Annotated in this window: 10 protein-coding genes; 7 read left to right on the top strand and 3 right to left on the bottom strand. The window is 61.4% G+C overall.

From position 1 onward, the window contains the following. Positions 1–299 precede the first annotated feature (299 nt). The 5 genes from RMCB_RS28300 (at position 300) to RMCB_RS28280 (ending at position 7374) form a co-directional block, all read left to right on the top strand. Positions 300–1346 (top strand): bifunctional DNA primase/polymerase, encoded by a 1047-nt coding sequence (locus RMCB_RS28300; RefSeq protein ID WP_072278561.1) that lies wholly within the window; start codon positions 300–302, stop codon positions 1344–1346. Further along, positions 1343–2785 (top strand): DNA primase family protein, encoded by a 1443-nt coding sequence (locus tag RMCB_RS28295; protein ID WP_062831393.1) that lies wholly within the window; start codon positions 1343–1345, stop codon positions 2783–2785. The genes RMCB_RS28300 and RMCB_RS28295 overlap by 4 nt, the downstream gene beginning before the upstream one ends. A 396-nt stretch (positions 2786–3181) precedes the next feature. Further along, positions 3182–4452 (top strand): IS3 family transposase gene (locus RMCB_RS28290; protein ID WP_109784449.1). Its coding sequence is split into 2 segments (ribosomal slippage): positions 3182–3455 and positions 3455–4452, totalling 1272 coding nucleotides; the frame shifts between segments, so codons are not numbered across the junction. Between the two features lie 814 nt (positions 4453–5266). Continuing rightward, positions 5267–5926 (top strand): recombinase family protein, encoded by a 660-nt coding sequence (locus RMCB_RS28285; protein WP_072278563.1) that lies wholly within the window; start codon positions 5267–5269, stop codon positions 5924–5926. After that, positions 5926–7374, top strand: a complete 1449-nt coding sequence (locus RMCB_RS28280; RefSeq protein ID WP_062831391.1) for a tyrosine-type recombinase/integrase — start codon at positions 5926–5928, stop codon at positions 7372–7374. Before RMCB_RS28285 ends, RMCB_RS28280 begins: the two co-directional genes overlap by 1 nt. Before the next feature lie 6 nt (positions 7375–7380). Here RMCB_RS28280 and RMCB_RS35900 read toward each other — a convergent pair whose 3' ends face one another. After that, the gene (locus RMCB_RS35900; protein ID WP_131805588.1) at positions 7381–8775 is read right to left on the bottom strand and encodes a helix-turn-helix domain-containing protein; all 1395 of its coding nucleotides are present in this window, start codon (positions 8773–8775) and stop codon (positions 7381–7383) included. A gap of 405 nt (positions 8776–9180) precedes the next feature. Between RMCB_RS35900 and RMCB_RS28270 the strand changes: the two genes are divergently transcribed. Continuing rightward, a complete protein-coding gene (locus RMCB_RS28270; protein ID WP_131805587.1) occupies positions 9181–12327 on the top strand; it encodes a hypothetical protein in 3147 nt (1048 codons plus the stop codon). Between the two features lie 14 nt (positions 12328–12341). On the opposite strand, the gene RMCB_RS28265 is transcribed toward RMCB_RS28270, so the two are convergent. Next, a complete protein-coding gene (locus RMCB_RS28265; RefSeq protein ID WP_029370957.1) occupies positions 12342–12902 on the bottom strand; it encodes a TenA family protein in 561 nt (186 codons plus the stop codon). A gap of 431 nt (positions 12903–13333) precedes the next feature. Between RMCB_RS28265 and RMCB_RS28260 the strand changes: the two genes are divergently transcribed. After that, a complete protein-coding gene (locus RMCB_RS28260) occupies positions 13334–14044 on the top strand; it encodes a sensor domain-containing protein (RefSeq protein ID WP_029370956.1) in 711 nt (236 codons plus the stop codon). A gap of 2 nt (positions 14045–14046) precedes the next feature. On the opposite strand, the gene RMCB_RS28255 is transcribed toward RMCB_RS28260, so the two are convergent. Then, complete coding sequence (locus tag RMCB_RS28255) at positions 14047–15333, bottom strand: class I SAM-dependent methyltransferase (protein ID WP_062831388.1); 1287 nt, start codon at positions 15331–15333, stop codon at positions 14047–14049. Positions 15334–15372 lie beyond the last annotated feature (39 nt).

Here is a 15372-nt window from a genome sequence, read left to right as displayed (position 1 = left end):
GGAATGCCGCTTACGACCAGCCATGCGTGTCATCGTCCCTTCTCGGCCCGACCTCGGGCCACAGGACTCTAAAACAGGCTGGTCTCAATCACGGGGAACACGCCACAGTGACACATCCGAGTACAGCCACAGCACTTAAACCACCGAGAGTGTCGCTTGCGCCTAGCCCATCACCCAATCATCAGCCTGATTTAAAGGCGGGACAAATGAAAACCGTTGATACGACATAAGAAACGACGAGCGCCGCTCAATTTTGTTAGGAGAGAACGGCACCCGTCGGCAGAAAGGAAGTACATGCGATGGTACCCGATGCGACCCGGCCTGTCCCGCCCGCTAATCCACCACTGCACAGTTACGTAGCCCTTGCCGTCGAAAACTATAGGCACGGTTGGGCTCCCATACCCGTGGGCAAGGAACACAAAGGCCGATACAAGCTGCCGTGGGTAAAGGGGCGACACGGTTACGAGGGCCGCAACGCCACGGTCGCACAGGTCGAAACCGACGCCGTGCACGCCTTAAGGGTGCTGGCCATGCGTGTGCCCGGCACACTGTCTCTAGGCCTTCGCCTGCCCGCCGGTGTGCTCGGGTTCGATATAGACGCATATGAGGGTAAGGGTGGTGCTGAGACCCTACGTGACTGGGAGGCCCGCTACGGCCCCTTGCCGGCAACGTATCGAGTCACGGCACGGGTCGACGGTGTCAGTGGCATACGCCTGTATCGAATCCCAATCGGCTTCTATCCAAAGGAAGTCGCCAACAGTGGGATTGAGTTCCTAGACCATCACCACCGCTACCTGGTGGCACCGCCGAGCTGGCACCACACAGGGAACCGCTATGCGCTGTACCTTCCTGATGGGACACGTAGTAAGCACGGCATTTTGCCGCCGACTGACTCAATACCCCTACTGCCGCAGTCCTATCTAGAAGGCCTGCCGGTACAGCAACCGGGCGGGAGGGGTGGAGCCGCTAGTGCCGCAGAGGTGAAAGCCTTTGACAAGAGGTATTGGCAGGGGCCACAGGCCGACGTTGTCCCACACGTGATCCGTACCGCTAAGCTGCGCAACCCTGACAGCGTTCGCAATGCCGTACGGGATTCCCTCTGTTTTGCCGCTAGGGAGGCTAAGGGCGGTAGGTACGGGTTTGCCAATGCCGTAGAGCAGATACAGCTGTGGGCGCAGCGGCAGTACGCCAAAGCGGGCAGACAGCTGGACCCTGACCAGTTTGAGTCCCTGGTGGCCTACGCGGTTGGACAGGTGGCGAACTTGGAAGAAGGTCCACTAAGAGCCAAGTGGGATAGGACGGCATGTGTTGCCGGAACGCTGGAAGGCAAAGGCAACGACAAGTGAGCCCGTTCAACACCAACGACCACGCAGGACAGGTGCGACTGTCCCACTTTCTGGCACGGTACTTCAAAGGCCATCTGATCCATGTGAAAAACACCCCAACTGGATGGTTCTACTGGACCGGGAAATACTGGCAGGAGGACGATATCGGCAAAAGCATTGAGGCAGTGAAAGTAACGCTGAAACGCGCGGGCATCCGAGCGGTCAACTTGCAGCCAACAGACCCGCAGAGAGCGGAGAAGCTACTGGCTGACGTAAAGAAGTGCTGGAGCACAGCCAGCGGCGTTCAGGGCGTGCTGAAGATGGCCGAGAGCAATCCAGTGTTCGCCCGGTCCATCCAGCAGCTGGACGCAGACCCATACCTACTCAACATGCCTAACGGGACACTGAACCTTCGGACCTTTCAGGTGAAGAAGCACGATCCCGCCGACCTCATGACACGAGTCACGCACGGACGCTACTTCGGGGACCACCGAGACACAATTGGTCCTGTGTGGGATGCCCACCTTGATCGGATATTGCCAAAGGCGGTGCGGCAGTATCTACTACGCGTGTTCGGAAAGGGAGCACTATCTGGCACATTGCCGGAGCCGAACATGCTTGCCGTGCTACACGGGCCAAAGGGACGCAACGGCAAGAGCAAAACCTACGAAGCCGTCATTACCGCGTTGGGTGGCCTGAATGGATATGGTTATCAGGCAAATTCGGAGCTGCTACTGGAACAGAAGGGTTCGCCGCACCCCACACGCCTGTTCTCCCTGCGTGGCAGGCGATTTGTCGTTACGGCCGAAATCAACGAGGGTCGAAAGCTCAATGCCGCTTTGATGAAGGAACTCACCGGCAACCAGTTTGTCAACGCTCGCGCCATGCACAAGAACGAAGTACAGATGCCGGTGTCTTGGCTTCTGGTGATGGTGACCAACAACCTGCCACAGGTCGACGCCAATGACATGGGTGTGTGGAAGCGTATGAAAACAGTTCCGTTCATGGTGGAGCTGGCTGAGGCTGACCAAGACGAACAGCTGGCCGAGAAGCTCGCAACGCAGACTGAGGCCGACGGCATCCTCACCAGCTTGGTCCAGGGATACAAGGACGCGATTCAAAACGGGCTTGCGGAACCAGAAGAGGTTTGCATAGCAACCAAGCGTTATCGGATGAGCAACAACAAGGCGGGGAAGTTTGTCGACGAACGTTGTCTTGTCGGGTCAGAGGCACATGCTGCAGTGGAAGACGGTGGCGCACATTACCCGACGTCAACGGAGATTCTGGACGCGTACGTGAAGTGGTTCTACGGCGAGCACCCTGGAACGTCCGCAATGCCATTGGGGCCAAAGCAGTTCAGCCAGGCACTGAAATCCCTTGGCTTTGAGCGCATCAAAGCCGTGGACAAGGTATGGCGTTGGGGCAGCCTGGTTCTACGACAGGACGAAGATGATGTCTGACCTGGGGTTTTGGCCCGAACCACTTTGCACCACTTCGCGCCTATTTTCGCCATGGACCTATAGGCATTTCGGAGAATAGGCCGCAAGTGGTGCCAAGTGGTGCCGACCCGTCTACCTGGGTAAATGCAAGGAGTACAGAAGGATTGGAGAGACCAATGAGCACCGGTACTGAACCTGACGACATTATCGATGCAGAAATCGTAGAGACGCCTAATGTTCCGGATGTGAAGCTAGAGGATAAGGCTTCGAACGGTTTAGGACTCAAGCCAGGATGGGTGCCAAAACCTCCGCCATCCCTGCACCAGGATGCCGTATTAGCGGCAAACCCTGAAAGACGCTGTGTGAACCGCCCCGGGTTTGATGCACACCTTCTTTCGAGGGAAGGTTGTCCGCATCATGCCGAAGAAGTACGACGACGAGTTCAAGGCCCGGGCGGTGCGGTTGGTCACCGACCACGCCGAGGAGTACGACACCCGCACGGCCTGCATCACCGCGGTGGCCAAACGTTTGGGAGTGTCCTACGAATCGCTGCGCCGCTGGGTCAACCAGACCGAGGTCGACACCGGTCAGCGTGACGGAGTGCCCACCGATACCGCACGGGAGTTGCGCGAACTCAAACGCAAGAACCGCGAGCTTGAGGAAACCATCGAAATCCTCAAGGCCGCAACAAGTTTCTTCGCGCGGGAGAGCGACCCGCGACACCGTTGATGTGTGCGTTCATCGCCGAGCATCACGCTCGGTTCGGGGTCGCTCCGATCTGCCGCGTGCTCACCGAGCACGGCTGCCAGATCGCCCCGAGAACCTACTACGCCTGGCTGACCCGACCCCCGTCAGCCCGGGCGCTGTGGGACACGGTCATCACCGAGGTACTGGCCGGCTTCTACGAGCCCGACGAGCACGGCCGGCGCAAGCCAGAGGCGTTGTACGGCGCCACGAAGATGTGGGCTCACCTGCAGCGCCAGGGCATCGCGGTGGCCCGCTGCACCGTGGAGCGCCTGATGCGGGACAACGGCTGGCGGGGAGTGACCCGCCGCAAGAGGGTCCGCACCACGATCGCCGATCCGGCGGCCGACCGGGCTGCCGATCTGGTGAAACGCCAGTTCCGGGTGCCCGCCCCCAACGTGCTGCTGGTGGCCGACTTCACCTACGTCCGCCTGGCCAATGGGACGTTCGTCTACACCGCGTTCGCCATCGACGCCTACGCGGGCCGGATCGTGGGATGGACCTGTTCGACCAGCAAGGAAGACCGGTTCGTGCGCCGGGCGATCCGTCACGCGGCGCAACTTCGTGCGGATGAGGGTAATCCGTTGTTGGGAAACACTATTCACCACAGCGACGCAGGCTCGCAGTACACGTCCATACGTTTTGGGGAAACCCTTGCGCTCTCCGGGCTGGTGGCCTCGATCGGCACGGTCGGAGATGCTTTCGACAACGCGTTGGCGGAGACGACGATCGGGCTCTACAAGACCGAAGCCGTCCGCGACGACTCACCGTTTCGGCGGGGCCCGCTGCACCGTCTGACCGACGTGGAACTGCTCACCGCGGAGTGGGTGCACTGGTACAACACCGAACGGCTCATGCACCGCCTGAGCCGCATCCCACCCATCGAGTACGAGACCGCCCACTACGCTCCAAACACAGCCCGATCAGAGGCTGCACACCAGTAACCGGTGTGCACCAAACCCGGGGCGATTCAGTGTTGCAGTTAAAAGCAACGGGGAACGGTGCAGAAAGTTTGCGATCCTAGGTAGTACGGTGTGCCGCACACACGGTGGCGCTACTCGACACATCAAGAACGCAGCCCGTATACGCGTCGAAAACGCATCAGACCGACTGATGGGCAAGCTGATTGAGTTTGCCTTTGACGACACCAAGCCGCCTGACACGCAGCTAAGGGCTATGCGAGACGCTCTGGACCGTGCTGGACTGAAACCTCCGGCCGAAGTTGTACTGTCTCAAGGGCAAACTAAGCCTTACGAAGAGGTGTTCGACTCTATCGGTGGTGTAGCACCGGGTGACCCTGTAGGAAGTCCTAGCCAGACACCAGTTTCGTCTAGCACGGCTGATGTCTCACCCCTCCCCGCCCCGGTTGGCACAGGAGCGGAAAGTGCTGTAGCAGAGGACGATTTGGACGGTAGGACACGGGAATACGCTGAAAGGGAATACCGGGAATACGAGGAAGCGGTCACGCGTGATGCCCCGGTCCGATCAGCCAGGCGGGAGGAGATGAGCCGTCAGAGCCAGCCTCAGCCAGGGTCGGGGCCACCACACATCACCGGGGAGCTGGCGTTCAAGATTGCCGCTGATCTAGCCCGTGAGCAAAGGGCGCTGGAGAGCCCGCACAAGCGGTACCCCCGGCCTTACTGATGCCCTGACCAGGGCGTTTGCCGTTTGTACCCCCGCTTGTACCGGGTCGGCTAAAAGTAGTGGCTGAGGTGGATGTCGCCCGACATCCGCCACAACCACCACCAGGGAGAAAGCATGAACGCAGTGAAGGCGACTGATAGGCCGAAAGCTATTGGTTACATACGAGTCTCGACCAACAGACAGGCCGACAATGGCTACGGCCTAGAGGCGCAACGTGAACAGATCAACCGCTACTGCGCCGACAACGGACTGGATCTGGTCGCGCTGATACCCGACGTCATGAGTGGAAAGCGTACCGATAAGTTGTACGGACGCATAGCCGCTATCACCGCTATTCGGACTGGCATGGCAAACGTGTTGGTAATCAACACCTTAGATCGCAGCAGTCGCAGCATGGCAGACGGCGCGCAGCTGGTGGCCGATGCGAAGGCTGAAGGTTGGCGCATTATCGGCCTTGATGGAACCGATAGCAACACAGTGTCCCAACTGACCGCACACGCCAGAATGCTGGTGGCAGAGGAGGAACGCGAACTGATCAGCAAGCGGACCAAGCAGGGACTGATCCGTGCTCGGCAGGCTGGCAAGCAGCTCGGCAAGCCGTCGACCATTGCGCGTGACACAGTTGCGCGAATCGTTGAATTGCGTAGTGCTGGTATGGGAACCAAGGCAATCGCTGCGGCGCTCACCTCTGAGCGCATTGTGCCGCCTAATGGAGGCGACAAATGGAGCTACAGCACAGTTCGCGATGTCCTGGCCCGAGAAGGTGTGGCCTAATGGCAACGATTCGCAAGCGCACCACCAAGAAGCTGGACAAGTTCGGCAACCCAGTTGTGTCCTATCAGGTTAGGTGGAATGAGCCAGTTCGCGATGAGTTCGGGGCACCAACGGGCCAGTACAAGGAAACTAGCGAGACCTTCCCGACCGAACGCAAGGCCAAGGCTCACCTGCGCAAGGTGGAGGACCAGCTGGACAGCGCTGCCGGTGTTGACCCCTCTAGCCAAAAGGCCAAAGCCAATCGGCCGCTAGGGGAGTACGCCAAGCAATACTTGGACAGCCTGGTCGGCACCATCGATGACGACACCATCCAGGGCTACGCCAACACCTACCGCCGTCACATTGCGGGTGTATTCGGTCAGAGGCCGGTCGCCAGTATCACCACTGCCGATGTGGCCCGATTCCGCGCCGATCTGCTAGCACCGCACGAAGAGCGTGACTATGTCACTCGGGGCACAGCTAGCCCGGCTACGGCGAGCAAGAAGCGGGCCACTGTCACGCGCAGTCCTAAGACGGTGAAACACATCATCGGAACGCTCAAGCGCATGCTCGATGTTGCCGTGGACGATCAGGCCATCCCAAGCAACCCTGTGGTGCCCGGTCGCCGACACTCCACCAAGCGCCGAGTTGTCGCAAATGGCAAGGCACCGTTCAAGCACCGGCCTTTGTCGTCGGGTGAAGTAGCGGCGGTACACGACTACATCGCCGAGCAGCGCGGGAACCCGGTGTATGCCCTGGTTGTGGTGTTCGCCGCCTATACCGGTGTTCGAGTGGCCGAGTTGCAGGGCCTGCAGATCCAAGACCTGACGCTGTCGGATATCCCTGGAACTGTAGGAAGTGTTCGCGTTGTTCGGACGCTGAAGAAGGGCAGGCCCACCCCCAACCACGACGGCAATGCCGTGAATGAATCCGTGTCTACGACACTTCGGTGGATCGAGGGAACGCCCAAAAGCGATGCCTCCACTGACCGCACCATTCCGCTGGCACCGTGGCTGGCCGACGACATGCGGGCCTATCTGTCCCAGATGCACCCGTTCTCGGGCATCGGATCGTCGAGTAAGCGTATTGATCACGCACCGCTGTTCCCGGGCAAGCGCACCCGTGCCGGCAAAGCCGAGGTGTCGGCTCAGGACTTCGATTGGGCCAAACCGTTGGTGGTGGACAACGTGTACCACAACTATTTCCAACCCGCCACGAAGGCATTGGGTCTCGGCAATGTCCGTTTCTACGATCTGCGCCATACCTTCGCCACGCTGGCCCTGAGTGCGGGGGAGCACTACATGCAGGTGTCGAAGTGGCTCGGGCACAGCAGCTATGTGCTGACGCTGACCACCTACGCGGACTACATCAGAGAGGACGACACCGCCGCACCCAACCTCCCCCGCCCGGTTGCGCAGGCCGCAAAGGCTGCGAGAAATATAGTGCCGCTACATCGGAAGGCGCGGTGAGAGCGCTTATGCCCCAGGCTCTTTGTACCCTGAACGTTTGTAGTGCACGAGCCACCCATTGGGAGTTATCTCGATGGTCCGTCGGCGAGAGTCGTCCTCATCGACGGCGCTATTCACGAGGTTGGCATCCTCGAGAGCTTTGACGTACGGGCGCATAGCTTCACGGCTAGTGAAGCCGAATTGCTCGTATTCGCTAGGGCTGCAACTACCTCCGATTATGATCATGTCGTCGAACAGGCGCCATGTCCGCTCGGTCAATGCGCCTGCGTCGAGTGCGTACTGATCCGCCTGCTCTGTAAGCCAAACTTCTAGGTAGCGATAGCGTTCGGCGCTTCGTTCGCGAAGAACTCTGTCGAATTCCCTACGTCCCCTAGAGAATGCATAGTCCAGGGATTCCTGGTTGCGCTTGTAATCCCGGAGAGCGTTTTTGTCGAACCACTTCGTGAACTCACCCGCATGCTTCAGCGCAATCCTCAGGTTATTATTGAGGACGCGGTACAGGTGGAGAAAGCCAGTTGGATCTACAGGGGGATCCAGAAACTTGGAGTCCTGACCGTGTAAGTAGGTGTTCCCGCCGTATTGCGTGATGCGACGTTGAATCACTTCAGGCACGTCTGCGGGTTTAAGGGGCTGTAGTCGGATCGGATCGGCTACCCGTCCGGTCAATCGAGGTGATCCTACCGCGCTGCGAACGATGCCGTTTGCCCCGCAAAGGACCCATCGGACACCGGGGATGCTCAACACTCCATCACGCATCTCCTCTAGGCGCTTACGCGCATCTTTCGACGTTGACAGCAATTCCATGTTGTCGAGAATTCCGACAAAACCGCCAGCGGCCCGCGAGGGAAAGATGTTGCGTAGGTTGCTGTTTACGAGTTCGACGAGGCCGCCTTCGGTGAAGCCAGGTGAGGTGCTCGACGCAACCCCGTACGTACCTCCCCCGCCGAACCCGAATGCGCTGCCAGAGACAGCTTTTGTCGTATTGGTCGGTGAGTCGATCCACTGTCGCAGTCCGCCTAGGTCGGAAAGTGGATAACCCGCGCGTGCTAATCTCCGTTCATTGTCGAGCATTGCTCGCGCGAGTGCGAGATAGACGCGGTTCTCAAACCCCGCTGATTCTGAAGTAAGCTGGAAAATCTCGTTCAAGGGGATGATCAGCGGCTTCCTGGCCTGTTCGCGTTCCACCATGTCGCGGTAAGCAGCCACGGCAACCAAGCTGGTCTTTCCCACACCGTTTGAACCTTCGATGGAGGCGTGGGTGTCATAAGAAGCCCAGTGATCCTGTAACTCTTCGACCTCCTCATCGCGGCCAACCAGTAGGCGGGACCCCTCTTCGTTGCCAGGTAACGGAGGCGTGGCATACAAGTTCTCCCGGAAACCCAACCGCTCCCATACGCTCATTGCTTGCTGCATTCCTGTCTGGACGTATGCGCAACGCCCGCACGCAAAGGTACGTGAACAAGTGTTCGACGCAACGTTGCCACGCCGTTCGCTGAACCATCTGTGGCTTGCCGCGTCCACGCCGCGTCCATAGTCGTGGCGCAACCTGCTGATTTGCGGCGATGGGCCAGCAGCGGCTGCTAGGCCAGAATCTGAAACAAAAGTGCTGTAAAACTAGGGGATAGAAGCGGCTGCTGGCCGATTTTCGGATCCAGCAGGGTTTGCTATCGGCCTAGACCTAGGGGCTCATAATCCATTGGTCGCGGGTTCGAGCCCCGCCCGCCCCACTTCAGAGCGTGTATGAGCGGCTGACAGGGAACAAAAGACTGCTCCTTTGGGCACCGTGGGCCAACATACGATCAACCGGTGGAACACCACCTGCCACAGGCAGAGGCGGCTGCCGCGAGCACCGCGAGGCCGACTCGCAAGCAGGAGACGTCGAGTCTTTCCACGGGATACGCACGGACAGTGCCGGTCAGCCTGATGGCATTGCAGCGCACTGCGGGCAATCTGGCAGTCAGCCGGATGTTGGCCGGCACTAGCCAGACGCAGGTGGTCCAGCGCGCCGACGAAGGCAATCCCAAGACGCTCGACGAGGCCATCAAGACAGGAGATTCCGGCAGCCTCAAGCCTTTCCGGCCGTTCCCGCCGATCAATTCCCAACAACTGCTGTCGATCTGCAACATCGTCCTCACCAACGCGTGGGTTGGCCCAGACGACGAGAGCACACTCGAAGAAGCGTGGAAGGCCTACGGTCACCAACCGTCGATGACGCAAGCCGATTACGACATGTGGAAGCGATGCGAAGACCGTGGCGCTGAAATCCACAATGTCCCATGGATGAAGATCATGGAGTCGGATTTCGCCTGGGCGACAAGGGATCTTGCTGATCGCAATCTGGAGAACAACGCCAAGCACATCTCCGACGAGGCAGGGCGGCTTGGCGTCGCCGTCGACGGGGGTGCTCCTGTTGCGCCCAGCGCCGCTCAGGACGCCGCGATGACCGAGCAACAACAACTGGCCAAGCGCGTCACCGACCTCAAGGAGTCGATGCAGAACCTGCTCAAATTGGATGTCGGTTACGCCGAGGGCCCGGTGCCGGTACCGGCCCCGGAGACGCCGACGGACAGCGCCCCTCCGGCCGGTGCGCCCGGCACTCAGGAGCAGTTGCGAAGGCACTTCACTTTCAAGCCGGGCGAGAAGCCACCGTTCACGCCGGAAGGTAACGAACAGTCACCGATGGCCAACAACGATCAGGTGCAAGCGGCGTACAACGGTCTGGAGAAGGCGATCAACCGCATCCTCAACCAGAATCCGGCGCTATACGCCCTCGCGTCGATCGGAGGCGATGTCAGCGGAGTGAGCTCTGGAGCACCCGCAGCCCAGGGCCAGCCCGCCACGCAGGGTCACAGTCTCGAGGAAGCCCGCGTGCAGATCGGCGGAGCGTTCACGAAGATCTTGGACAACATCAAAGAGACCCGCGCGAACATCACGACCCAATCGCTCGGGTTCCAACACCTTCTGCCGGTCCACGAAAAGCTCTACGGCTCCAAGTATCCGAACACATTCGACCGCGAGTTCCTGAAGGCATACGTCGTCGATGAAAAGGGCTCTGAGGAGTCGATGAAAGCGGCGCTTGGCTTCGCCACGATGGCCCTGATCATCGCCGTGGAGATCGGCACCGGCGGCGCCGCCACGCCCGTCATCGGAGCGCTGATCGGCGCTGCATCGTCGAGCGCCGTCGCCGCCAACTCATGGGATCAGGCGCTTCAGCAGGGCGCCGCCAGCAAGACCGGGTTCAACGATGACAGCGCGGTGGTGAGCAAAGAGGAAGCGAACGACGCCGAGACCACGGCCGCGTTGGACACGGCCGCAGCGCTTCTGGACGTGTTCATGCTCGGCCATGCCGCGATGTCTGGGGTGGCGGCGGCGCGCGTCGCCGGGCTCATGGCCGCAGAAGAGGTCACCGCCAAGTTGACGAGGCTTTCGGCGCTGTCGGCCGAGGAGCGCGTCACCGTGGTGAGCCAGGCGATCGAGCGCGACGGCGTCGGCTCCGTCGTGGCTCGCTCCGGGCAGAAGGCCGAGGACTTGCTGACCATCGTGGGCAAGGATACGGCCGCCGGCCGCAGCATCAACGCGTTCATCGCCGCCGGCGGTGCGAAGAGTGCCGATGACGTCGGTGCCGCCCTCGCGAAGCTGGCGACGCTGGCTCCGACTGACGCCGACCAGGCGCTGTCGCAGGGCATCGAGGTGCTCGGACCGGCGAAAACCATTGAGCGGGCAGGCGGTTGGGCCACAGTCGAATCGAAGGCGGTCAACACGGCCAGCGTTCGGCGGCTGGAGAATTGGCGTTCTGACGTCGTGGACGACCTACAGGGCTTCATGCGCCAACGACGGGCGTCGGCAGCGTCGTCGACGGCAGCCGAGGACGTCGAGGCGGCGCGCAACTTCCTGGGAAGTCGTGCAGGCATCGGCGGCGGGGCGGCCGACGAGATCCTGGGACTTGCACTCGGTGAGATGGCCACGATGGAGAAGACGGCCCGACTTGCCGTTGGCGTCAAGAAATTCTTCCTCGAACCGGCCGACGCGCGAACACGGCTGAACGCATTGGTGGGCATCGTCAATCCGGTCTTGGAAGAGAAGGGTATCCCCGCCGCGATGGCCATCTTCGACAACAAGGGATACATGGCATTTGACAAGGGCCCCTGGAACGTTGAGGTTCTCGGCAAGCTGCTGGCCAAGGAAAGACTGACCGATGCCGAATTCGAGGACGTGGTGAGCTGTGTCTATCACGAGGCTCGCCACGCCGAGCAGTTCTGGATGATGGCTCGCATGAAGGCCGCTGAGGGATTGGAGCCCATCGAGCTCGTGAACGAACTCCGGATTCCCAGGATGGTGGCGGACCAGGCAGTGAACGAGCCACTGGCAGCGGGCAGTGCCGAGTCGAAGGCAGCGCGGGAATGGTACGAGAGCATCTTCGGTGCGGGGGCCGGGGAAAGGAAGCGCATCTACCAGGAGATGGACGACGCCACAGCGCGGTGGCAAAAGCTCAACGCGCAACTCGACGAGCTACTGGGCCGCAAACCTCCTGCCTCCAAACAACTTATCGAGATCGCTGAGAAAGAGATGAACGACGCCCGCGATGCAGCATTCGGTTGGGAGCAGCGGTACAAGACCCTGCCGGAAGAGAGAGACGCCTACGCAGTGCAGGCGCGGTTCGACCCTGTCATGAAGCAAGTGAACGCAGAATCAGACGCCCTCCGAGCCAGGGCCGATGCTGCGGTGCTCCCTGCGCCTGATTCCGGGCCTCCAACGGTCCGACAGGGGCGCGGGGCGCAAGGTGCTGAACCATCAGAGCTTCCTTCGGGTCCTGCGTCCGATCAGGCGCCGACCTTGCGGGACGGCCCGGACTCGAAACAGCCGGCAACCGAGCCTATGGGTCCGCTGACAGACAAATCACCGCCGCCCGAGATGCCCGAGTCAGACGACGCGCCGACTCTCCGTAAGCCGTAGCCCGTAGCGGCATGTCACGGCGTTTCCAACGCCATATCCCAGAACCACACTTCGAGCTTGAGCACCTCTGCGATCAACGAGTCGTGCCCGTCGGTCTTGAGCGCGGCGAGACCATCGACGTAGGCGGCGAACTCCGGCACCGTCCAATGCTCCACGAACTCCCCGAACGGCGAGGTCGGTGAGGCCGCGTGCGTCCAGGCCAGCAAATAGACGCGCTCGATTACCCACAGCGCGGTGACGGCTGCGTCGAAGGGCTGGTTGTCGAGCCGTTGCAGCAGTTCCCGGTAGGCCAGCGTCGCCGGTTGCGGCGTGGCCGGCAGGTCGATGTGGCGTCGCGCGGCCTGGTCTTCGAACCAGTCCAGTTCGGCGACGAGTGCCGAACACCCGCCGACGAGAACCGTCTGCGCATGCCTGGGCGCCCGGGCCAGCAGCCGAGCCTGAAAGGTCAGCAGATCAGCGACGAACAGCGCGTCCTGCGCGAGCCATCGGTCGAACGCCGCATTGGAAACGGTGCCGTCGCGCACGGCCTCCAGAAAGGTGTGCTGGGTTGCGGCAGTCCACAGGGCATCGAACACTGCATGCACTTTAGTCGCAAGCGTGCAGGGCCGCGGTCGATGCCTGCCTGTGCAGGCGTCCCGACTAACCGGGGCTCAACCCGGAACTCCTGCCCGAACAGATGACCTCGCATCCGGCTCCACGGCGACCTGGACATCTCGCCAACGTCTGCTTGCGAAGCGTAAAGGGGAGGAGCCGCAACGGTTTCCGTTCGTCAGGCGTCGCAATCCGATCTTCGAAGCGCACCTTTGCGGGCAGTGAACGGGCGGCTGCACGAGCACACTCGGCGCGCGCTGGGTGATGGTGATTCGATAACGGTTTGGCAAAGTCTTCACATGGCTGGTGGGATGTCCCGCGGTGAAAACGGCTTTGCTGTTTCCCTGGAATCGTCCAGGGTGGGAAAATGGTCACCGCGACTCAGATGTGCTGGCGCAGACATAGGGGACGACATATGCGCTTTGTGGCAACCGCGATCACTGTCAGTGCTGTTTGCATCCTTGCGGCGGGCTGTGGCCAGTCACAGGAGCAACCGGCCGCGAAAACGCCGACCACGCCGATGATCACGTCGTTTGCTCCACTGCCGCTCGCCCCAAAGATACTGCCCGCCTTGCTGCTTTCGCCGGAGGAGATCAACGCGACCATGGCGGCGGGCGGGATGGTCGTCACGGCGACCAACACCGAAATGTCCGATGACAGCGCGACGATGACGCCTCGGGACTGTCTGGCGATCGACGGTGCGGTGCAGGCGCCCATCTATGCGGATAGTGGTTACACCAACGTGCTCGATGTGACGATGAGGGAGCCCGACACCTTTGTCCATTACGCCCATCAGGGCGTGGTTCTCTACGGCAGCGCCGATCAGGCCAAGGCGTTCTACGAGGCGTCTGCCAAACAATGGCCGGCGTGCACGCACTACAGCCACACACAGTCCGGCACGCAGTGGGACGTGGCGCCCATATCGGACAAGGACGGGATGCTGAGCACCGTCAGCACCCAGTCCAACGCGCAGGCGGGCGGCTGGGCCTGTGGTCGGGCCCTGACCGCGCACAACAACGTCGTGGTCGACGTCAACACCTGCAGCGCCAACCCCGCGGACACGGCGGTCAAAATCGCTCAACAGATTGCCGCGCGGGTCGAGAAACCGCCGTGGCAGAAACCATAGGCTCACGCTGACAAGAGTTCGGCGCGGGTGGCGGGCATGTGGCTGCGGCCCCGCCGATCGTTCTTGACGGCGAGTACTTGATTCAATCCGAGCCGGTTAGACGCGAACCCCATCGCCGACCCGGCCATGTAGAGCCGCCATACCCGTGCGCGGCCGGCGCTGCTGAACGCCACGGCCTGGTCCCAGGGATCTTCCAGGTTTGCCACCCAGGCCCGAAGCGTTCGTTCGTAGTGCTCGCGCAGCGACTCGACATCGCGGACCTCGAAGCCGCTCTGTTCGATGGCATCGACCATCGTCGCCATCGGTTCGAGCTCCCCGTCGGGAAATAGATATCGGTCGATGAATGACCTCTTGCCGAATCCGAATCCGCGGCCGGGGCGCCGGGAAATCGCGCTGTTGAGCAAACGACCCTGCGGACGCAGCAGTTGAAACAGCTGCGCGGCGTAGGTGGGCAGCATCGCGGCTCCGACGTGTTCGGCCATCCCGATGCTCGCGATGGCGTCGTACGGGCCATCGTCGACATCGCGGTAGTCCTGCACGCGGATTTGCACCGAGCGGCCGAGCCCGGCGTCGACCACTCGCTTCGTGGCGTACTCGGCCTGCTGACGCGACAACGTGATACCAACCACCCGCGCGTCGTACGTCTGTGCGACGTGCAGCGCGAACGTGCCCCAACCACAACCGACGTCCAGGACCCGCATGCCGGGGCAGAGGCCGAGCTTGCGGGCTATCAGATCGCATTTGGCGTACTGCGCGTCGTCGAGGTCCCTGGTCGAGGGCGTCCAGTACGCGCACGAGTACGTCATCGACTCGCCGAGCACCAGGCGGTAGAAGTCATTGCCGACGTCGTAGTGGTGGCTGATGGCAGCTGCGTCGCGGCGCTTGCCGTGGCGGTGCGCGCGGAGCCGTCGGGCCTCTTCGGGAGGCCGACGGGGTGGCAGGCCCACGATGCCGAGCCGCAGTGCGGCCTTCACAAAAGCCGCCTTCGTGCGCGTGTCGACGGCGATTCGGGGCCCGACCATAGGATCCGACACCCGTTCGAGCGCCTCAAGACATGCGAGCAAGTCACCTTCCACGTCGATGTCGCCGGCTACGTAGGCGCGGGCCAAGCCCAGTTCATTGGGCTCCCATAGCAACCGCAGCAGACCCCGTTTGCTGAGGGTCAATTGCCATGGCGCAGAGGAAGGCCCGGCGCGGCTGCCGTCCCAGCATTGGATCTTGAATGGAATGTCTTGGCGCACCGTGTCGCAGATGAGCGGCGCCAGCGTGTCGGCAACCGTCGTGCTCATGGCATGCGAATTCCCGCCGGAGCGGTCCGGTAATCGCGC

Origin of the sequence: Mycolicibacterium brisbanense (genome assembly GCF_001570425.1) — a bacterium.
Taxonomy (GTDB): domain Bacteria; phylum Actinomycetota; class Actinomycetes; order Mycobacteriales; family Mycobacteriaceae; genus Mycobacterium; species Mycobacterium brisbanense.
Note: the sequence above shows the minus strand (reverse complement) of the source record. Positions and strands in the feature narration are given on the sequence as shown.

Coding starts and splice junctions, on each gene's coding strand:
- RMCB_RS28300 (WP_072278561.1), top strand. CDS start 300: ATGGTACCCGATGCGACCCGGCCTGTCCCGCCCGCTAATCCACCACTG.
- RMCB_RS28285 (WP_072278563.1), top strand. CDS start 5,267: ATGAACGCAGTGAAGGCGACTGATAGGCCGAAAGCTATTGGTTACATA.
- RMCB_RS28280 (WP_062831391.1), top strand. CDS start 5,926: ATGGCAACGATTCGCAAGCGCACCACCAAGAAGCTGGACAAGTTCGGC.
- RMCB_RS35900 (WP_131805588.1), bottom strand. CDS start 8,775: ATGAGCGTATGGGAGCGGTTGGGTTTCCGGGAGAACTTGTATGCCACG.
- RMCB_RS28260 (WP_029370956.1), top strand. CDS start 13,334: ATGCGCTTTGTGGCAACCGCGATCACTGTCAGTGCTGTTTGCATCCTT.
- RMCB_RS28255 (WP_062831388.1), bottom strand. CDS start 15,333: ATGAGCACGACGGTTGCCGACACGCTGGCGCCGCTCATCTGCGACACG.